This window comes from Streptomyces sp. NPDC056128, from assembly GCF_042263835.1.
Lineage (GTDB): Bacteria > Actinomycetota > Actinomycetes > Streptomycetales > Streptomycetaceae > Streptomyces.
On record NZ_JBHJVQ010000041.1, the window covers coordinates 34,091 to 53,806 of the forward strand.

The 19,716-nt window shown below is 72.3% G+C and carries 16 protein-coding genes; 12 read left to right on the plus strand and 4 right to left on the minus strand.

The genetic code is table 11. From position 1 onward, the window contains the following. Window positions 1-89: 89 nt before the first annotated feature. A complete protein-coding gene (locus tag ACFC1X_RS37730) occupies window positions 90-1,088 on the minus strand; it encodes a Ku protein (protein ID WP_376363276.1) in 999 nt (332 codons plus the stop codon). 258 nt (window positions 1,089-1,346) lie between these two features. On the opposite strand from ACFC1X_RS37730, the gene ACFC1X_RS37735 reads away from it, so the two are divergent. Together ACFC1X_RS37735 and ACFC1X_RS37740 are read left to right on the plus strand one after the other, a co-directional pair. Then, on the plus strand, window positions 1,347-2,468 hold the full coding sequence (locus ACFC1X_RS37735) for a lipid II:glycine glycyltransferase FemX (protein ID WP_376363279.1): 1,122 nt from the start codon (window positions 1,347-1,349) through the stop codon (window positions 2,466-2,468). A gap of 25 nt (window positions 2,469-2,493) precedes the next feature. Then, window positions 2,494-3,192 carry a type 1 glutamine amidotransferase gene (locus tag ACFC1X_RS37740; protein WP_376363282.1) on the plus strand — a complete coding sequence of 233 codons (699 nt, stop codon included), beginning with the start codon at window positions 2,494-2,496 and terminating at the stop codon, window positions 3,190-3,192. Between the two features lie 15 nt (window positions 3,193-3,207). On the opposite strand, the gene ACFC1X_RS37745 is transcribed toward ACFC1X_RS37740, so the two are convergent. After that, window positions 3,208-4,383, minus strand: coding sequence for a GDSL-type esterase/lipase family protein (locus ACFC1X_RS37745; protein WP_376363285.1), 1,176 nt, complete (start codon window positions 4,381-4,383; stop codon window positions 3,208-3,210). 206 nt (window positions 4,384-4,589) lie between these two features. On the opposite strand from ACFC1X_RS37745, the gene ACFC1X_RS37750 reads away from it, so the two are divergent. The 8 genes from ACFC1X_RS37750 to ACFC1X_RS37785 all read left to right on the plus strand — a co-directional run bounded on the left by ACFC1X_RS37750 (window position 4,590) and on the right by ACFC1X_RS37785 (window position 12,285). After that, window positions 4,590-5,528, plus strand: coding sequence for a GlxA family transcriptional regulator (locus ACFC1X_RS37750; RefSeq protein ID WP_376363289.1), 939 nt, complete (start codon window positions 4,590-4,592; stop codon window positions 5,526-5,528). A gap of 126 nt (window positions 5,529-5,654) precedes the next feature. Further along, entirely contained in the window at window positions 5,655-6,608 is a 954-nt protein-coding gene (locus ACFC1X_RS37755; RefSeq protein ID WP_376363292.1) for a hypothetical protein, read from the plus strand. An 86-nt stretch (window positions 6,609-6,694) separates the two neighbouring features. Continuing rightward, window positions 6,695-6,985 (plus strand): SCO0607 family lipoprotein, encoded by a 291-nt coding sequence (locus ACFC1X_RS37760; RefSeq protein WP_376363295.1) that lies wholly within the window; start codon window positions 6,695-6,697, stop codon window positions 6,983-6,985. Window positions 6,986-7,172: 187 nt separating this feature from the next. Beyond that, window positions 7,173-7,958, plus strand: coding sequence for a hypothetical protein (locus ACFC1X_RS37765; RefSeq protein WP_376363298.1), 786 nt, complete (start codon window positions 7,173-7,175; stop codon window positions 7,956-7,958). Window positions 7,959-8,022: 64 nt separating this feature from the next. Then, window positions 8,023-8,886, plus strand: a complete 864-nt coding sequence (locus ACFC1X_RS37770) for a DMT family transporter (RefSeq protein WP_376363301.1) — start codon at window positions 8,023-8,025, stop codon at window positions 8,884-8,886. A gap of 79 nt (window positions 8,887-8,965) precedes the next feature. After that, on the plus strand, window positions 8,966-10,420 hold the full coding sequence (locus ACFC1X_RS37775) for a basic amino acid/polyamine antiporter (RefSeq protein WP_376363304.1): 1,455 nt from the start codon (window positions 8,966-8,968) through the stop codon (window positions 10,418-10,420). Window positions 10,421-10,440: 20 nt separating this feature from the next. Next, window positions 10,441-11,703 carry an arginine deiminase gene (locus ACFC1X_RS37780; RefSeq protein ID WP_376363307.1) on the plus strand — a complete coding sequence of 421 codons (1,263 nt, stop codon included), beginning with the start codon at window positions 10,441-10,443 and terminating at the stop codon, window positions 11,701-11,703. Between the two features lie 135 nt (window positions 11,704-11,838). Continuing rightward, a complete protein-coding gene (locus ACFC1X_RS37785) occupies window positions 11,839-12,285 on the plus strand; it encodes a hypothetical protein (RefSeq protein WP_376363309.1) in 447 nt (148 codons plus the stop codon). A 12-nt stretch (window positions 12,286-12,297) separates the two neighbouring features. Here the strand turns inward: ACFC1X_RS37785 and ACFC1X_RS37790 are convergent, their stop codons facing one another. Both ACFC1X_RS37790 and ACFC1X_RS37795 read right to left on the minus strand, forming a co-directional pair. Further along, window positions 12,298-14,673, minus strand: a complete 2,376-nt coding sequence (locus ACFC1X_RS37790) for a glycoside hydrolase family 65 protein (RefSeq protein ID WP_376363312.1) — start codon at window positions 14,671-14,673, stop codon at window positions 12,298-12,300. Then, window positions 14,670-17,060, minus strand: a complete 2,391-nt coding sequence (locus ACFC1X_RS37795; RefSeq protein WP_376363315.1) for a phosphoketolase — start codon at window positions 17,058-17,060, stop codon at window positions 14,670-14,672. Before ACFC1X_RS37795 ends, ACFC1X_RS37790 begins: the two co-directional genes overlap by 4 nt. Before the next feature lie 317 nt (window positions 17,061-17,377). On the opposite strand from ACFC1X_RS37795, the gene ACFC1X_RS37800 reads away from it, so the two are divergent. Continuing rightward, entirely contained in the window at window positions 17,378-18,016 is a 639-nt protein-coding gene (locus ACFC1X_RS37800; RefSeq protein ID WP_376363317.1) for a TetR/AcrR family transcriptional regulator, read from the plus strand. 91 nt (window positions 18,017-18,107) lie between these two features. After that, a complete protein-coding gene (locus tag ACFC1X_RS37805; protein ID WP_376363323.1) occupies window positions 18,108-19,682 on the plus strand; it encodes an MDR family MFS transporter in 1,575 nt (524 codons plus the stop codon). Window positions 19,683-19,716 lie beyond the last annotated feature (34 nt).

The following is a 19,716-nucleotide window of genomic DNA, read 5'->3' on the forward strand; positions in this document are numbered from 1 at the left end:
CCGGCCCTGTGTGGCCCGCGCGGGGGGGGCATCCCCACCCACCCCCAGCCCACATCCGCGGCGGCCCCCCGCCCGTCCGGGTTCCCGGCTCAGGCGGCGCTCTTCTTTCTGCCGCGGCCGCCGGCACCGGTGAGCGCGTCGACGAGCTGGGCGCGGCTCATCTTCGAACGCCCGGCGATGTCCTGCTCGGTGGCCCGCTGGTACAGCTCGGCCTTGCTCAGCTCCCGCAGCTCGGACCGCTTGGGCCGGGCACCGCGAGAGGGGACGGTGGCCTTCTTCCGCGGTGCGGACGACCGCTTGCCGCCCGCGCCCCGCGCCTGTTCCAGGCTGCCCCGCAGTACGTCCATCAGGTCGACGACGTCGGTGGCCCGCGGCGCCTCCTCCGCGACGGCGATCTCCTCGCCCTCGGCCTTCGCCCGGACCAGCTCGCGGACCTTCTCCTGGTACGTGTCGTGGTAGCGGGCCGGATCCCAGGGGCCGCTGAGGGCGTCGACCAGCCGCAGCGCCATGTCCAGTTCCTTGCCGCGGCCCACCCGGCCCGTCGGCAGCTCGGGCAGTTCCTCGACCGGGTCGCGGACCTCGTCGGCCCAGTGCAGCGTCTGGAGCAGCAGGACCCGGCCCTCGGCCCGGAGCGCGGTCAGGTACTGCCGGTTGCGCATCACGAAGGTGGCGACGCCCGCCTTGCCGGTCTCGGCGAGGGCGGTGCGCAGCAACTCGTAGACCTTCAAGTACTCCTCACCGCGCGGGGCGAGGTAGTAGGTGCGGCCGAAGTACACCGGCTCGATCCGGTCCAGGTCGACGAAGTCGGTGATCTCCAGGGTGCGGGAGCGGCCCGGCGCGATCTCGTCGAGTTCGCCGGGCTCCACGACGACGTACTCGCCGTCGCTCACCTCGAATCCCTTGACGATGTCGGCGGCGTCGACCTCGTCGCCGGTGCGCTGGTTGACCCGCCGGTTGCGGATCCGGTCCGAGGTGCCGCGCTGCAACTGGTGGAAGTGGACCGTGTGGTCCTCGGTCGCGGTGAAGAGGCCGACGGGCACGGAGACCAGCCCGAACGTGATCACACCGGTCCAGATCGCCCGTGCCATGACCGTCCGCTCCGTCCTGTCCCGCACCGTCCAGGCCACCCACGCTGGCACCGGTTCCGCGCCCTCGCGCGCCGGGCGGAGCACTCGGGTGGGGTGGTCGGCGGGCGGCGGGTGGGCCGGTGCCGGGGCGGCCCGAACGGCCGGTAGCCCGCGCGGATCGGCCGCCGCCGGTATTCCCTGTGAGGTGGGGACGGCGGCCCCACCGACCCCGTCGACCGTCTCCCCCACCCAACGACGTCGAACGAAGGGGCGCCGCCCATGAGCCGGCACGTGAAGGCGATCAGCCGCGAGGAACACCTGCGTTTCGTCGCGGCCCGCCCGTCCGTGAGCCATCTCCAGACCCCCGCGTGGGGAGACGTGAAACCCGACTGGCGCGCCGAGAGCCTGGGTTGGTTCGACGAGTCCGGCACGCTCGTGGGCGCCGGGCTCGTGCTGTTGCGGCCGTTGCCGCGGCTGCGCCGCTGTCTGGCCTACCTGCCCGAGGGTCCGGTCATCGATTGGGGCGCCCCGGATCTGGAGAGTCTGCTGGAGCCGATGCTCGCGTATCTGCGCTCGCGGGGCGCCTTCTCGGTGAGGATGGGCCCTCCGGTGGTGGCCCGGCGCTGGAGCGCCGACGCGGTGAAGACCGCGATCGCCGACCCGGGAGCCCGGCGGCTCGGTGACGTGGAGGCCACGGTGCGGGAGGCCGGGGCCGACGAGCTCGCGGAACGACTGCGCGGGATGGGCTGGCGGCGCGCCGCAGCGGGCACCGAGGACGGATTCGCGGCGGGCCAGCCGCGCTACGTCTGCCAGGTACCGCTCGCGGGGCGGTCGCTGGAGGATGTGCACAACGGCCTCAACCAGCAGTGGCGCCGCAACATCAAGAAGGCGGAGAAGGCGGGCGTGAAGGTGGTCCGGGGCGACCAGGAGGATCTGGGCGCATTCCACGAGCTGTACGTCGAGACCGCCGAACGGGACCGGTTCGTCCCCCGGCCGCTCGACTACTTCCGGCGCATGTGGACCGCGCTGACGGCCGAGGACCCGGACCGTATGCGTCTCTACCTCGCCCATCACGACGGGGAGGTGCTGGCCGCGGCCACCATGCTGACCGTCGGGGAGCACGTCTGGTACTCCTACGGCGCGTCCACCGCCCGCCGTCGCGAGGTGCAGCCCAGCAGCGCCCTGCAGTGGCGGATGATGTGCGACGCCCACGAAGGCGGCGCTGCCGTCTACGACTTCCGCGGCATCACCGACACCCTGGACGAGGACAACCACCTGCTGGGACTGGTCCGGTTCAAGGTCGGCGCGGGCGGGCAGGCGGTCGAGTACCTCGGCGAGTGGGACTATCCGCTCAACCGGGTGCTGCACAAGGCTCTGAGTCTGTACATGTCGCGCAGGTGAGGGCGCGGGAGCGTGGGGGTGGGCGATGCCGCGGGTGCTCGTGGTGCAGAACCATGACGGTGGCGGGCCGGGCCGGTTCGGTGACTGGCTGGTCGCGGAGGGGCTGTCGCTGGACGTGGTGCACGCGTACGCCGGTGCGCCACTCCCCCGGCGTGCGGAGCACGAGGGCGTGGTGGTGCTCGGCGGCGGCTATCTGCCCGACGACGACGAGCGGGCACCCTGGCTCGCGCCGACCCGCGCGGTGGTCGCGGAGGCGGTGGAGCGGGGTAGGGCCGTGTTCGGGATCTGCCTCGGCGGGCAGTTGCTCGCCCAGGTGTCGGGTGGGACGGTCCGGGGCGACCACGGCGAACCGGAGTTCGGGAGCACGCCGCTGAGCCTGCGGTCCGAGGCCGGGGACGATCCGCTCTTCCGGGGGCTGCCCTCGCGGGTGACGGCGGTCGAGCACCACAAGGACGCCGTCACCGCCCTGCCGCCCGGCGCCACCTGGCTGATGGAGAGCGAGCGGTGCCCGTACCAGGCGTTCCGGGTCGGTGAGCGGGCGTGGGGCGTGCAGTTCCACCCCGAGGCCGGGGCGGACCGGGTCCGGGCGTGGGACGCCGGGCGGCTGCGGGCGAGAGGACTGGACCCGGTGGAGCTGTCCCGCCGGGCGGAGCGCGACGAGCCCGCGGCCGCGGCGGTCTGGCACGAGGTCGCCCGGCGCTTCGCCGCGGTCGTCGGGACATGAGGGTCGGGGTCGGGGTCAGCCGCTGAAGGCGCCCTGGTCGGCGAAGGCCAGCTTGGCGAAGCGTTCGCCCATGCGGCGGTGGGTGGCCGCGTCCGGGTGGAGGCCGTCGGGCAGGGGCAGTTCGGCGGTGTCGGCCTCGCCGTAGAGGTCGCGGCCGTCCAGGTAGTACAGGTGCGGGTCGGTGGCGGACCGCTGCGCCACGATCCTGGTCAGCTCGTCCCGGATGACGTTCAGGGTCAGCTTCCCGCTCGCGCGCTCCGCCGGGTCACCCGTGGCCACCCAGCTCATCCGCCCCTCGGCGACGCCGGAGAAGTCGGGGGCGAGGGGGCCGGGGGTGTCCTCGTGGACGGGGCACAGGATGGGCGAGACGACCAGCAGCGGGGCGGTGGGATGGCCGTCGCGGATGGTGTCGAGGAAGCCGTGCACGGCCGGGCCGAAGGCACGCAGGCGCATGAGGTCGGCGTTGACCACGTTGATGCCGATCTTGACGCTGATCAGGTCGGCGGGGGTGTCGCGCATGGCGCGCGCGGTGAACGGGTCGAGCAGGGCGCTGCCGGCCAGTCCGAGGTTGACGAGTTCGACGCCGCCGAGGGTGGCGGCGAGCGCCGGCCAGGTCGTGGTGGGGCCCGCGGCGTCGGAGCCGTGGCTGATCGAGCTGCCGTGGTGCAGCCAGACCCTGCGTCCGTGGTCCGGGGCGGGCTCGACGGGGGCGTTGGTGCGCAGGGCGACGAGTTCGGTGGTCTCGTTGTGCGGCAGCCAGATCTCGATGTCCTTGCCGCCCTCGGGCAGGCCGGCGAAGCGCAGGGTGCCGACGGGGCCGCGCTCGACGTCCGTCGTGCCGGTGGTCATGTCGATGGTCAGGGTGTTGCCGCCCGCGACGGTGCCCCGGCCGGACGGGCGGCCGTCGACGAGCAGTTCGTAGACACCCTCCGGGCGTGGCGGGGCGCCGACGTAGGCCCGCTTGGTGGGCAGGGTGTCCAGTTCGAGCGCGGTGGCGCGGGTGCGCAGGACGAGGCGTACGCCGGAGGGCTGGGACTCGGCCATGGCCAGCTGTCCGTCGGTGTTCTGGGCGCGGGCCACGGCGGGCAGCCGGTGGGGCAGCAGGCCGTGCTCCGTGCGCTCCAGGTCGAGGGCGCCCCGCAGGAGGTCCCCGGTGAGGGGCGTGGTGATCCAGTCGTCCGTGGTGTGCATGTCGCCTCCGGCGGTGGTGGTGCGTCTCGCTGCGTCGCGCTTTGCTTCGTCGATTATGCACTTGCCTAATTCAATTAGGCAAACGGGAGTGACATTTTTCAACGGGAAATCGCCACGACCGCGGACACCGTCCTGACCTGCGGTTCAATGGAATCCTCGGCGACCAGGGCCACGGCCGCCGCCCCGTGAGGAGGTGCCTTCCGGCCATGCACACCGTCGCCGTTCTCGCGCTGGACCAGGTGATCCCGTTCGACCTGTCCACGCCGATCGAGGTCTTCACGCGGACCCGGCTCCCCGACGGCCGCCCCGGCTATCAGATCCGGGTGTGCGCCGAACGGCCCGAGGTCGACGCCGGCGCCTTCACGCTGCGCGCGCCCTGGGGCCTGGACGGGCTGAAGGACGCCGACACGATCATCCTGCCCGGTACGGCGGCGGCCGCCGACCCGCCCTCCCCCGCCGTTCTCGACGCGCTGCGCGAGGCCGCCGCCGACGGCACCCGCATCGCCTCCATCTGCTCGGGCACCTTCCCGCTGGCCGCCACCGGGCTGCTGGACGGTCTGCGGGCCACCACCCACTGGATCGCCGCCGGCCTCCTGGCCGCAGCCCATCCCGAGGTCGAGGTGGACCCGGACGTCCTGTACGTCGACAACGGGCAGATCCTCACCTCGGCGGGCGCCGCCGCGGGGCTGGACCTGTGCCTGCACATGATCCGGCGCGACTACGGCTCGGCGGTCGCCGCGCACGCCGCCCGGCTGTCGGTGATGCCCCTCGAACGCGAGGGCGGCCAGGCCCAGTTCATCGTCCACGACTACACCCCCGTGCCCCGGGGCTCCGCCCTCGAACCCCTGCTCACCTGGCTGCGGGAAAACCTGGCCCGCGACCTCACCCTCGCCGACATGGCCGGGCACGCCGGGATGAGCACCCGGACGCTGATCCGCCGCTTCCGCGAGCAGACCGGCAGCACCCCGCTCCAGTGGCTGCACCGGGCCCGTGTCCGGCAGGCGCAGCACCTGCTGGAGACCACCCAGCACTCCGTGGAACGCATCGCCGCGCAGGTCGGCTTCGGCTCGCCCACCGCCTTCCGGGACCGTTTCAAGCGCACGACCGGAGTCAGTCCGCACGCCTACCGGCGCACCTTCGGCTGACGGCCGCCCGCCGCGTCACGCGGCGCACCGGCACACTCGCCCGGGTCCCGCTCCGGTCGCGGGGCGCGCGGGGTGACCGTAGACAGGAGGTATGAGCGCGGGCCCCGAGGGAGGAGGCGGACGGCCATGCGGCGCAGGAGCGGGCAGGGCGGGAAGACCGGCACCCCCGACACGGGCTCGGTTGACACGGGCTCGGTCGAGTCGGTCCTCGACGAGCTGTACACGACCCCGCCGTCCGACTTCGTCTCCCGCCGCGAGGAACGCGCCGCCGCCGCGAGGACGGACGGCCGCAAGGAGGACGCGCGGCTGATCCACGCCGCCCGCAGGCCCACGCTCGCGGCCTGGGCGGCGAACCTGCTGGCCCGCTCCCAGCCGGAGGAGAGCCGGCGGTTCCTGGAACTGGGGCAGTCACTGCGGGAGGCGCACCGCACCCTGGACGCCGCCGGGCTCAGGGAGCTGTCGGCGCAGCGGCGGCGCATCGTCGCCGCCCTGTCCCGGCAGGCCGCGCAGCTCGCCGACGAGGCCGGGCACCGGTTGTCGCAGGGGGCGCAGCGGGAGGTGGAGTCGACCCTGCGCGCGGTCCTCGCCGACCAGGACGCGGCCGACCGGTGGTCCGGTGGGCGCCTTGAGGTCTCGCTCACCCCGCCGTCGGAGTTCCCGTCGGACACCGCCCTGGCCGCACCCGCGACACCCGAAGCGTCGCCCCGGAAGGAACCGGCTCGTACCGGGGCCAGGGACGAACTCGCCGAGCGGCGCCGCAAACGGCAGGAGGACCTCGCACGCGCCGAACAGGAGGCGGAGCGGGCCGCGGAACAACTGCGGGACGCACAGGCGCGGCAGGCGGACGCCGAGGCGCTGCTCCGGCGGACGGACGAGGAACACGACCGGGCCCGCGAGGCGGTCTCGGCCGCGGATGACGAACTGCGCGCGGCACGCGAGGATCTCGACCGGACCGGGCGGGAACGGCTGGCCGCCGAGGAAGGGGCCCGTACGGCCCGGAAGGCGGTGACCGGGGCGGAGCGGGAGGCACGTGCGGCCGGACGCCGGGTGGACCGTCTGGTCACACGCGTCAGGCAGTAGGGCACATCCGATTGAGTATCCGTACTCATGATGTGTCCCACACGTCGCGGGAGGCTTGGGACATCAGTCACCCGAGGGAGCCAATCGTGCGTAACGGCAAGCGAGTTCATCTGGTCCTGGCCTGTGTGGCCGCCGCGGCGGTCATGACCGGCTGCTCCATCGAGGAGGCGGCCTGCGGCGGCGGCGAGTACCCGGTCATGACCATCGGCGGCACCGGCAGCGCATGTGTGCCCAACGACGAGGAACCGCCCAAGGGTTACACCCGCTACCCCGAGGGCAAGGTGCCCGAGCACGTCGGCGACAAGTGGGACACCTACTGGCAGACACACACCGTCGACAAGGACGGAAAGATCGTGGAGGTGCCCCAGGGCGGGTGAGCACGGGGGGCATGTGTTCCGAACACACACACGAGATTGCGCCGGCACATACCACGTCGGCGGCCATACGTGGTATACCGGCCCGGCAGCAAACAGGGGAACAACAGACGCTGTTCATCCGTACTATCTGTGTGTCCCGCCGTTCCTCACGAGCCTTCACGGCCGCGAATCGAGGAGAGTCACCCTCATGTCCGAGAGCACGACGCAGTCCGCCACCCAACTGGCGTCGCAGTACAGCGTCCAGGTCACCGACGACCTGGAGCGCAACGTCAAGGAGCAGGAACGTGTCAGCGCGGAGCTCACCGCGCTCCAGCAGCAGTTGGCCGCGCTGCAGCACGACCACACCCTCCTGGTGAGCGTGCAGCAGGCGCTCGGCATCACCGCGCCGGAGCCCGCCACCGGTGCGGCCACCGTGCCCGCGCCGCGCGACAGCGCCCCCGCCGAGCCGGCCACCCGCGGGCGTTCGCGCGGCAAGAAGGCCGCCAGCGCCCCCAAGCGTGCCGCCGCGCCGAAGCCCGGCGTCAAGCAGGCCACCAAGCCGTCGGCGACCAAGCCCGCCGCCAAGCCGGCCGCGAAGTCCGCCGTGAAGCAGGCCCCCAAGGCCGGCACCAAGCAGGCCGGCAAGGCCACCACCAAGGCGGCCACGAAGGCCGCCGCCAAGCCCGCGGCCAAGAAGGCACCCGCGCAGGCCACCGCCCAGCCCACGCTGGTCGAACTGGTGCGGACCCACCTCGTCGAGGCGAGCGAGCCGCGCTCCGCCGCGGAAGTCACCACGGCGCTGGGCAAGGCCCACGCCGAGCGCAACGTCAAGACCACGGTCGTGCGCACCACCCTCGAGGGGCTCGTCGCCAAGAACCAGGCCCAGCGCACCAAGCAGGGTTCCTCGGTCTACTACACCGCCGCCGACGCCGCCGCGCCGAAGCAGAAGCAGGAGACCGCGAGCGCGGAGCCGTCCGCGCAGGGCGGCAGCTGACCACACCGTCCCCCTGGGCGCGGTGCGGCGCGCGGCCGGGGGGAATCGGGGTGAGTATCGGTGGATGGGCTTTGTGCTGCCGGTGCTCTTCGCACTCCTCGCCGCGTTCAGCAACGCGCTGGCCACCGTGCTCCAGCGGCGTGCCGCGTTGAGCGTGCCGCAGTCACAGGGATTCCGCCCGGGGCTCGTCCTCGACCTGCTCCGGCGGCCCGTGTGGCTCGGCGGCATGCTGGCCGTCGTGGTGGCCGGTGTGGGGCAGGCGGTGGCACTGGCGACGGGGCCCCTGTCACTCGTACAGCCCCTGTTCGTGCTGGAGCTTCCGCTGGCCCTGCTGCTCGCCTCGCTGATGACCGGTGGCAAGCTGCCCCAGGTCATGTGGCTCGCCGTGGGCGCGGTGGTCGTCGGGCTGGGCATCGCGCTGGTCTCGGCGGCACCGGACCACGGCGAGGCGGACGTGCCGCTGGACCGCTGGGTGCCCGCGCTGGCGGCATGTGCCGGGGCGGCCGTGCTGCTCGCGGCGGCCGGACTGAAGCGGCCCGTAGGCAAGGCCCGCGCCGGATGCCTCGGCGCGGCCACCGCGGTCTGCTACGCGCTGACGGCCGGTCTGATGAAGGACTCCATGCGTGTCCTGGACTCCGACGGCGTGACCGGCTTCCTGACCGCCTGGCAGACCTACGGGTTCGCCGCGGCCGGGGTGTGTGCCGTGCTGCTCCTGGAGCACGCCATGCAGGGCGGCCCGCTCGTCGCCTCCCAGCCCGCCCTGACCCTGGGCGACGCGACGGTCAGCCTGCTGCTCGGCGTGGTCCTGTACCGCGAGGACGTGCGCGGTGACTGGTGGGTCGTGCCGCAGCTGCTCGGTGTGGGCCTGATCGTCATGGGCGTCCTCAGCCTGGCCCGGCGCGGCACCGACCTGCGCACCGCGCAGTGACCGGCGCCCCGGCCGGGATGCCCGCCTCCACCACCTGAGGCACAGTGGTCCCAGTCGCCCAGCCACCCGGAGGGACGGCATGTCGCAGGCCGCTGCTTCCGACGCCGACGGCGCATCCCCGCCCACCGCCAAACTGCCGTTGTTCACCCTGACCGCCATGGTCGTCGGGTCGATGGTGGGCGCAGGTGTGTTCTCCCTGCCGGGGCGGTTCGCCGAGGAGACCGGCGTCGCCGGGGCGCTCATCGCGTGGGCGATCGCCGGTACCGGCATGCTGATGCTGGCCTTCGTCTTCCAGTCCCTCGCCGTACGCCGGCCCGACCTCGACGCGGGTGTCTACGCGTATGCCAAGGCGGGCTTCGGCGAGTACCTGGGCTTCTTCGCCGCCTTCGGCTACTGGGCCAGCACCTGTGTGGGCAACGTGACCTACTGGGTCCTCATCATGTCGACCGTGGGCTCCGTCTGGCCGGCCCTCGGCGACGGGGACACCGCCCTCGCGGTCGTCCTGTCCTCCCTCGGGCTGTGGGCCTTCTTCTGGATCATCCGGCGCGGTGTGAAGGAGGCGACCGCCATCAACAAGGTCGTCACCGTCGCCAAGCTCGTCCCCATCGTCTTCTTCGTCATCCTGGCCCTGGTGTACTTCGAACCGGGTGTGTTCGCCGACAACTTCGGCGGCGCCGACTACGCCGGTTCCCTCTTCACCCAGGTGCGCGGCACCATGCTGGCCACCGTCTTCGTCTTCCTCGGCGTCGAGGGCGCCAGCGTCTACTCCCGGCACGCCAGACGCCGCTCCGACGTGGGCCGGGCGACGGTGCTGGGCTTCCTCAGCGTCTTCGCCGTCTTCGCGTCGGTCACCATCGTGTCGTACGGCATCATGCCGATGGACGAGATCGCCGGCCTGCGCCAGCCGTCCATGGCGGGCGTGCTGGAGTCGGCCGTCGGCACCTGGGGCAGGGTGTTCATCAGCGTCGGCCTGATCGTGTCGGTGCTGGGCGCCTACCTGGCCTGGACACTGATGGCGGCGGAGGTGCTCTTCGTCGCGGCCAAGGACGACGACATGCCGCGCTTCCTGCGCCGTGCCAACGCCGTGGACGTGCCCGTGCCGGCGCTGCTGATGACCTCGCTGCTCACCCAGGTGGTGCTGATCGCCACCAGTTTCTCGGACGACGCGTTCAACTTCGCGCTCAACCTGACCAGCGCCCTCTCCCTGGTCCCGTACCTGCTGGCGGCGGGGTTCGCGGTGCGGATCGGCAGCCGGGACGATCCGCGGACCGAGGGCGGCCGCACCTCCCGGCGGGAACTGACCTGCGCGGTCGTGGCGACGCTGTACACGGTGTTCCTGCTGTACGCGGCCGGTCTGAAGTTCCTGCTGGTGTCCTTCATCCTCTATGCCCCCGCGACCGCCCTGTTCGTGATGGCCCGCCGGGAACAGGGCCGGCGGCTCTTCTCGCCCGGAGAACTAGTCGTCCTGGCCGTCTCCGTGGTGGGCGCCGTGCTCGGTCTCGTCGCCCTGGCGGCCGGGTGGATCAGCTTGTGAGTCCTTCTCAAGGAGGCAGTGTGACCAGCAACGAGAGCGCCGCGCAGCCCGCGCTCGGCGTCCACTCCGAGGTCGGCAGACTGCGCAAGGTCCTGGTGTGTTCGCCGGGTCTCGCGCACCGGCGGCTCACCCCCACCAACTCCGACGACCTGCTCTTCGACGACGTGATGTGGGTGGAGAACGCCCAGCGCGACCACGCCGCGTTCGTCGGCGAACTGCGCCGGCGCGGGGTGGAGGTGGTGGAGCTGCACGACCTGCTGGCGCAGATCATGGCGATCCCGGAGGCGAAGGCATGGCTCCTGGACCGGAAGATCGTCGCCAACCGGGTCGGCGTCGGACTCGTCGACGCGACCCGCGCCTACCTGGAGACCCTGTCGCCCCGGGAACTCGCGGAGTACCTGGTCGGCGGTCTCGCCACCGGCGACCTGCCCGAGGACTTCCGCTCCCCGTACCTCGCGCTCGCCCGGGAGTCGACCGGCGCGCGCGAGTACCTGATGCCGCCGCTGCCCAACACCCTGTACACCCGCGACACCACCTGCTGGCTGTACGGCGGACTCACCCTGAACCCGCTGTACTGGCCGGCGCGGCACGACGAGACGCTGCTCATGAAGGCGCTCTACACCTTCCACCCCGACTTCAGGGGCTCGACGGTGTGGTGGGGCGACCCCGAACGCGACTGGGGTCAGGCCACCTTCGAGGGCGGGGACATCATGCCGGTGGGCAACGGCGTCGTCCTCATGGGCATGAGCGAGCGCACCTCGCGCCAGGCGATCACCCAGGTCGCGGGCGCGCTGTTCCGCAACGGCGCGGCCGAGCACGTCGTGGTCGCCGGGCTGCCGAAGCTGCGGTCCGCCATGCACCTGGACACGGTGTTCACCTTCGCCGACCGCGACGTGGTCACCCTCTATCCGCGCATCATGGACGGGGTCCACACCTTCTCGCTGCGCCCCGCCGACCGGGCGCCGGGCTTCGACGTCGTCGACGAGGGCACGACCCCCTTCGCCGACGTCGTCGCCAAGGCGCTCGGCCTCTCCGCGCTGCGGGTGGTGGAGACGGGCGGCGACGCCTACGCCTCCGAACGCCAGCAGTGGGACAGCGGCAACAACGCCGTGGCGGTGGAACCCGGCGTGGTCTTCACCTACGACCGCAACACCGCCACCAACGCCCTGCTCCGCGAGGCCCGCGTCGAGGTCGTCCCCATCGTGGGCGCGGAACTGGGCCGCGGCCGGGGCGGGGGTCACTGCATGACGTGTCCGCTGGTACGTGATCCGGTGGACTTCTGACCCCGGGGCGCGACGGCGGCCGCCGCCAGGCGGTCACGCTACTCCGTACGAGTGGTGCGTTTCGTGGGTCGGTCGTACGGTCGTACGGGGAAAGGAGAGCGGAGACAAGCGATCCCGAGACGGCTGGGAGCAGACATGGGCAGGAACCCGATGAGGGCGGCGGTCACGCTGTGTGCCGCTGCCGCGCTCGCAGTACCCCTGGGCTCGGCCACCGCCGCACCGACGGCACCGGCCCAGCAGACGACGGACCCGGTGCTGGTGGACTGCGCCGGGCAGCCGGAGGTGCGGCCGGGGACGTTCATCCTGGCCTGCGGGGACGGCAACAGCCGTCTGGTGTCGATGCGCTGGTACCGCTGGGACGCCGAGGCCGCGGTGGGCCGGGGCAGCAACGCCGTCAACGACTGCGACCCCTACTGCGCCGCGGGCGCGTTCCGCTCCTATCCCGTGACCGTCCGGCTCGACCGGCCCACGGCCTCGGACGGGGACCCGGGTGAGCGGCGCTACACCCGGATCACCCTGACCTACACCGACGGCAGGCCGGACGGGTTCCCGCGCACGGTGACCCAGCCGCTGCCGGGCTGACGGTCCCCGGCGTCAGTCGGGGAGCGCGAGGCGGCAGGTGTCGCCCGGCTGGAGTCGCACCTCGCGGTCCGGCAGCCGCACGTCGATCGGCAGCGGACCGGATTCGGGTACCGCGATCTCCAGCCGGCCGTGCTCCAGCCGGAACCGGACGCCCCAGTGGCCCTGGTAGCGGATGGAGAACCCGTACGAGGACAGCTCCGGCAACGGCACCGGGTTCAGCCACAGGGCGCCCGCGCGGGTCTCCAGACCGGTCAGGCCGCGCTGGACGAGGTCGAGGGTGCCCGCCATGGCGCCGAGGTGGATGCCCTCGCCGGTGGTGCCGCCCTGGAGGTCGGCGACGTCGCCCTTGAGCGCCTCCTGGCAGAAGGTCCAGGCCTCGGCGCGCCGGGCGCGGGCCAGGATCCAGCCGTGGACCAGTCCGCTGAGGGTGGAGCCGTGACAGGTGCGGGCCAGGTAGTAGTCGACGGTGCGCTGCCAGGTCTCCTCGTCCAGGTGGTAGCCCAGCCTGCCGAAGAGGGACAGGAGTTCGGTCGGCGAGAACAGGTAGCCCAGCATCAGCACGTCGGCCTGTTTGGACGCCTGGTAGTTGTTGACGCTGTCGTTCTCGGCCTCCAGGACGCGGTCCAGGCGCCGGATGTCGCCGTAGCGCTCGCGGTAGCCGTCCCAGTCGAGTTCGGCGAGGTCGCCGTAGCCCTCGAACTGGCTGACGACGCCTTCGTGGAAGGGGACGTGGAGGGTGCGGGAGACGGTGTCCCACTGTTCGAGTTCGCCGTCGCCCAGGGCGGTGCGTTCGACGAGTTCGCGGCGGCGGGGTTCGGGGAGGTCGGCCAGGACCTCCAGGGTGCGGGTGAGGACCCAGGCGGCGGTGACGTTGGTGTACGCGTTGTCGTCGAGGCCGGGGAGACGGGCGCCGGGGTAGGCCTCGTGGTACTCGTCGGGGCCGACGACGCCCCGGATGCGGTGGCGTCCGAGCCGGTCGTCCCAGACGGCGGAGTCGGCCCAGAAGCGCGCGATCTGGAGCAGTGTCTCGGCCCCCTTGGTGTGCAGGAACTCGGCGTCGCCGCTGGCCTCGCAGTACTGCCACACGTTGTACGCGATCGCTGAGCCCACATGGTGCTGGAGGTGGGAGTGGTCCGGCAGCCAGCGGCCGGAGTGCGGGTTGAGGTGCAGTTGCTGCGTCTCCTCCCGGCCGTCGCTGCCGCTCTGCCACGGGTAGAGCGCGCCGCGTCTGCCGATCGCGCGGGCTGCGGCCCGGGCCCGTTCCAGGCGGCGGTGCCGGTAGTGGAGCAGTGCCCGGGACACCTCGGGGAAGTGGAGGTTGAGGTAGGGCAGGACGAACAGCTCGTCCCAGAAGACGTGCCCGCGGTAGGCCTCGCCGTGCAGTCCGCGCGCGGGTACGCCCACGTCGAGGTCGGCGGTGTGCGGAGAGAGGGTCTGGAGTACGTGGAAGAGGTGCAGGCGCAGGATGCTGCCCGCCTCACCGGGCACGTCGAGTTCGGCCCGGCGCCACAGCTGGCCCCAGGCGGTCCGGTGCGTCAGCAGCAGTTCGTCGAGGCCGGGGGCGGCGGCCACCCGGTCGATCGCGGCCTGGAGCGGGTCGCTGATCGCCGGGTCCCGTGAGGTGTGCAGGGCCACGATCTTGTCGACGGTGACGGTGCGGCCGGGTTCCGTGCGCAGGTTCGTGCGCTGGGTGACGCACAGGTGCTCGCGCGCCGGGGTGACGGGCGCGTCGGCAGTCGTGCGGGCCGCCATGCCCACCCGGATGTCCGAGGTGCGGGTGCGGCAGCGCAGCCACACGGTGCCGTCGTCGGCGCTGCCGGTGTGCACGTGGATCAGGTGGCTGCCGTCCAGCTCCCGGTAGCGCGGCACCCCGGAGTTGGTGACGCCGCCGTCGAGGGCCGACTCCACCTCCAGGTCGACCGGGCCGCCCTCGGCCGTGAACTCCGTGCGCAGGGCGGCGAGATGGGGATCGGCCATGTGCACCAGACGCAGCTGCCGCACCGACAGCACGCGCCTCCCGCCGAGGCCGAAGCGGGTGCGGCGCTCCAGCACGCCCGAGTCCAGGTGCACGGTCTGGCGGTGGTCGAGGACCTCGGCGGTGTCCGGCGTGAGCCAGTCCTCCCCGGCGGGCCTGAACCGCAGCGGCAGCCAGTTGGGGAGATTGACGACGTCCTCGTTCTCCACCTCACGGCCGGCGACCGTCGACGTGAGCCGGTTGTAGCAGCCGGCGACATAGGTGCCCGGGTAGTGCGTGTCGTCCGCGGCGCACTCGGGCAGCGCGCCGCGCGTGGCGAAGTAGCCGTTGCCGAGCGTGCACAGTGACTCGCGCAGCCGCTCCTCGGCCGCGTCGTAGTGGTCGTAGTCCCAGGTCGACGGGGTGGCGGTCACCGCGAGCCCTCCCAGCTCCAGTCGGCGACCTCGGGCAGGTCCACGCCGTGTTCGCGGATCCAGTCGTGGTGCCGCAGCCGTACGTCCGCCATCCGCTGCCGTACGTCCGCGGCGCGCACGGCGAGGCCGGGCACCCGGTCGATGACGTCCATGACGAGGCGGTAGCGGTCCATGTCGTTGCCGACCACCATGTCGAACGGTGTCGTGGTGGTCCCGATCTCCTTGTAGCCGCGCACATGCAGGTGGGGGTGGCCGGTGCGCCGGTAGGCGAGCCGGTGGATCAGCCAGGGGTAGCCGTGGTACGCGAAGATCACCGGCTTGTCGGTGGTGAACAGGCCGTCGTACTCGAAGTCGCTCATTCCGTGCGGGTGTTCGCCGCTGGGCAGCAGGCGTGCGATGTCCACGACGTTGACCACGCGCACGGCGAGTGAGGGCAGGTGGCGGCGGAGGAGCTGGGCGGCGGCCAGCACCTCCTGGGTCGGGACGTCACCGGCGCAGGCGAGCACCACGTCGGGTTCGCGGCCGCCGTCCTCGGTGCCGGCCCAGTCCCAGATGCCGGCGCCCCGCGCGCAGTGCGTCCTCGCCTCGTCCATGGACAGCCAGTCGAAGCAGGGCTGCTTGCCGGCGACGATCACGTTGACGTAGTCGCGGCTGCGCAGGGCGTGGTCGGCGACGGAGAGCAGGGTGTTGGCGTCCGGCGGCAGGTAGACCCGTACGGCCTCGGCGCTCTTGTTGATGATGTGGTCGATGAAGCCGGGGTCCTGGTGGGAGAAGCCGTTGTGGTCCTGGCGCCAGACGTGGGAGGTGAGCAGGTAGTTGAGTGAGGCGATCGGTGCCCGCCAGGGCAGGCGGCGGGTCACGCGCAGCCACTTGACGTGCTGGTTGACCATCGAGTCGACGATGTGGACGAAGGCCTCGTAGCAGGAGAAGAGGCCGTGCCGGCCGGTGAGGAGGTAGCCCTCCAGCCAGCCCTGGCAGGTGTGTTCGGACAGGATCTCCATGACGCGCCCGTGCCGGTCCAGGTCCTCGTCGACGGGCAGGGTCCGTTCCTGCCATGCCTTGCCGCTGGCGGCGTAGACGGCCTGGAGGCGGTTGGAGGCGGTCTCGTCGGGGCCGACGAGCCGGAAGTCGCGCCGGTCGGCGGTGGCGTCCATGACGTCCCGGAGCAGGTCGCCGAGGACGCCGGTGGGTTCGTGCGTGGCGGCGCCGGGCGCGTCGACGGTCACGGCGTACTTCTCCAGCGGGGGCAGGGGCAGTTCCCGCAGGAGCAGGCCGCCGTTGGCGTACGGGGTGGCGCCCAGTCGGCGGGTGCCCTCCGGGACGGCGGCGAGGACGGCGGGCCGCGGGGCTCCGGTGTCGTCGAACAGTTCCTCGGGCCGGTAGGAGCGCAGCCACCGCTCCAGTTGCGCGAGGTGGTCGGGGTTGGTCCTGATGCCGGAGAGGGGGACCTGGTGGGCGCGCCAGGTGTTCTCCACGGGCAGTCCGTCGACCTCGGCCGGTCCGGTCCAGCCCTTGGGCGTGCGCAGCACGATCATCGGCCACTGGGGGCGGTCGGTGGCACCTCCCTCCCGGGCTGCGCGCTGGATGGCGGCGATGCGGTCCAGGGCGGTGTCCATGGCCTGAGCCGTGGCGCGGTGGACGGCGGCGGGGTCGTCGCCGGTGACGTGGAGGGGGTCGTGGCCGTAGCCGCGCAGCAGCGTGTCGAGTTCGTCCTCGGGGAGCCGGGCCAGGACCGTCGGGTTGGCGATCTTGTAGCCGTTGAGGTGCAGGATCGGCAGGACCGCGCCGTCGTGCACCGGGTTGAGGAACTTGTTGGAGTGCCAGGACGTGGCCAGCGGGCCCGTCTCCGCCTCGCCGTCGCCGATGACGCAGGCGACCAGCAGGTCCGGGTGGTCGAAGGCGGCGCCGTAGGCGTGTGAGAGGGAGTAGCCCAGTTCGCCGCCCTCGTGGATCGAGCCCGGCGTCTCGGGCGCCACGTGGCTCGGCACGCCGCCGGGGAACGAGAACTGCCGGAACAGCCGGGCCATGCCCGCCGCGTCCCTGCCGACGTCCGGGTAGGTCTCGCTGTACGACCCCTCCAGCCACGCGTTGGCCAGCACGGCGGGCCCTCCGTGGCCGGGACCCCAGACGCACAGCGCGTCGAGGTCGCGCGCCTTGATCACCCGGTTGAGGTGGGTGTGGACCAGGTTGAGTCCCGGTGAGGTGCCCCAGTGGCCGAGCAGCCGGGGCTTCACGTGCTCGGGGCGGAGCGGTTCGGCCAGCAGGGGGTTGGCCATCAGATAGATCTGACCGACGGAGAGGTAGTTCGCGGCGCGCCAGTGGGCGTCCAGGCCCGCGAGCTCCTCGTCGGTGAGCCCGGGGGGCGCCTGCTGCGTGTCGGCGGACATCGGGGGTCCTTTCCGGGTCGGGACAGCGGTCGGGCGGCGAGGGCGCGGGGTCTCGTGCACATCCCAACCCCGCGCCGACCGGCCGGGTACCCGAGCGGGCCGTTCGGGTCACGTCGCGTTCCGGACGGAGTGCGGGGAGGGCACGCGGGCGCGAGCAGCGCGGCCGCCACCGGCGCCGACCCCGGTGCCGACCGCGCTGCTGCCCGGTGTACCTCAACTTCGCCTCCGGACACAGAAGTTGTTCGTGCTCTGTGACAAAGAGCGGCGCGCGGGCTGAACCGCGAGTCAATTTTGCATACCGTGCATCTTTGCATACCATGCAACTTATGTCGGAGAAGAGTGCCGCGGGAGGCGGTCTGCGGGAGCGGAAGAAGCGGGCGACGCGTGCCGCCCTCGCCGAGGCCGCGGTACGGCTCGCCGCCGAGCACGGGGCGGAGAAGGTCACCGTCGAGGCGATCAGCGCCGCGGCCGGGGTGTCGGTGCGCACGTTCTTCAACTACTTCGACACGCGTGACGACGCCTTCGTCGTGATCGACGCGGACGCGGGGGCACGCATGCGGCGCGCCGTCCTGGACGCGCCGCCCGCACTCTCCCCGCTGGAGGCCCTGCGCGAGGCCATGGCGGCGGAACTCGCCGAGGCGGAGCAGCAGCACGAGCTGTGGCGACTGCACGCCGAGGTGCTGCACGCCTCGCCGCACCTCCTGGCGCGCGGCGTCGGCGCCCACATGGCGGCCGAGGCCGATCTGGCCGACGCGCTCGCCGAACGCCTCCGCGGCACCGGCGCCGAGGGGGCCGCGTCCGGCCTCTATCCGCGGCTGCTGGCCGCGGTGGCGGGCGCCGCGGTGCGGACCAGCGTGGAGCACTGGTCCGCACATCAGCGGGAAGCCGCCTTCCTCGACGTCTTCCACGAGGTGTTCACCCTCCTCGCCGCCGGTCTGCCGGCACCCTCCGCGTAGCCTTCGCGCCGGGCTCGCGACCCACCCGACCACCACCGAAAGAGATGTCGTGACCACACCCCAGGCGCCCGCCGACGCGCCTCCCACCTCGATGACCCACCGGCAGATACTCCAGGCCATGTCCGGTCTGATGGCCGGCATGTTCGTCGCGATCCTGGCCGGCACGGTCGTGGCCAACGCGCTGCCCACGATCATCGCCGACCTGGGTGCCAGCCAGTCCTCCTACACCTGGGTCGTCACCTCCGAACTGCTGGCGATGACCGCGACGGTCCCGCTGTGGGGCAAGCTGTCCGACCTCTTCAACAAGAAGCTGCTGCTCCAGCTGTCGCTCGGCATGTTCGTGGTCGGCTCGCTGCTGGCCGGCTTCTCGCACGGTGTCGGCCTGCTGATCTTCAGCCGGGTCGTGCAGGGCATCGGCGCGGGCGGTCTGACCGCCCTCGCGCAGGTCGTGATGGCCTCCGTCATCCCGCCCCGCCAGCTGGGCAAGTACGCCGGTATCTTCGGTGCGGTCTTCGCCGTGGGCACGGTGGCCGGACCGCTGGTCGGCGGTGTCCTGGTGGACACCTCGTGGCTGGGCTGGCGCTGGTGCTTCTTCATCGGTGTCCCGTTCGCGCTGCTCGCCATCGCCCTGCTCCAGCGCACGCTGAGCCTGCCGACCACGCGGCGCGAGGTGCGCATCGACTGGCTCGGCGCCTTCCTGATCGTCGCCGGTGTCTGCGCGCTGCTCATCTGGGTGTCCCTGGCCGGCAACGAGTTCGACTGGGCCTCCTGGCAGACCGCCGCGCTGGCCGGTGGCGGTGTGCTGCTGCTGGTCGCCGCGGTCTTCGTCGAGGCCCGCACGCCCGAGCCCGTCATCCCGCTCGACATCTTCAAGAACCGCACCGTCACCCTGACCACGGTCGCCAGCCTCCTGGTCGGTGTCGCCATGTTCGGCGGGACCGTCTTCCTCTCGCAGTACTTCCAGGTGTCGCTGGGCAAGTCGCCGACCGTCGCGGGTCTGATGAGCCTGCCGATGATCCTCGGCCTGCTGGTGTCGTCCACCGTCGCCGGACAGGTGATCAGCCGGACCGGCAAGTGGAAGCGGTACCTGGTGGCGGGCGCGGTCATCATGGCCGTCGGCCTCGCGCTGCTGGCCACGATCGACGCCAAGACGCACTTCGGCCTGCTCAGCCTCTACATGGCGGTGCTCGGCGTCGGCGTCGGCATGCTGATGCAGAACCTGGTGCTGGCCGCCCAGAACGACGTGCCCGCCGCCGACCTGGGCGCCGCGACCTCCGTGCTGTCCTTCTTCCGCAGCATGGGCGGCACCATCGGGGTCAGCGTCCTCGGCGCGATCCTCGCCAACCGGGTCGCCAGTGAGATGACCAAGGGACTCAGCGGCGCGGGCATCACCGTGCCCGGCGGCGAGGCCTCGGGCGAGAGCAGCGTCCCGGACATGTCCACGCTGCCCGCACCGATGCGGACGATCGTCGAGCACGCCTACGCCGTCGCCACGGCCGACCTGTTCCTCATCGCCACGCCGTTCGCGGTGCTCGCGCTGGTCGCCGTCGTGTTCATCAAGGAGAAGCCGCTGAAGACCACGAGCGGCATGGAGCGCCTGGCCGAGGAGGCCGGCGAGACGGCCTCCGCCCCGGCCGGCAAGGACCCGGCGGCGCCCGTCGCCTGAGCCTGCCGCGACACAGATGACAGGGGGCCGCCCC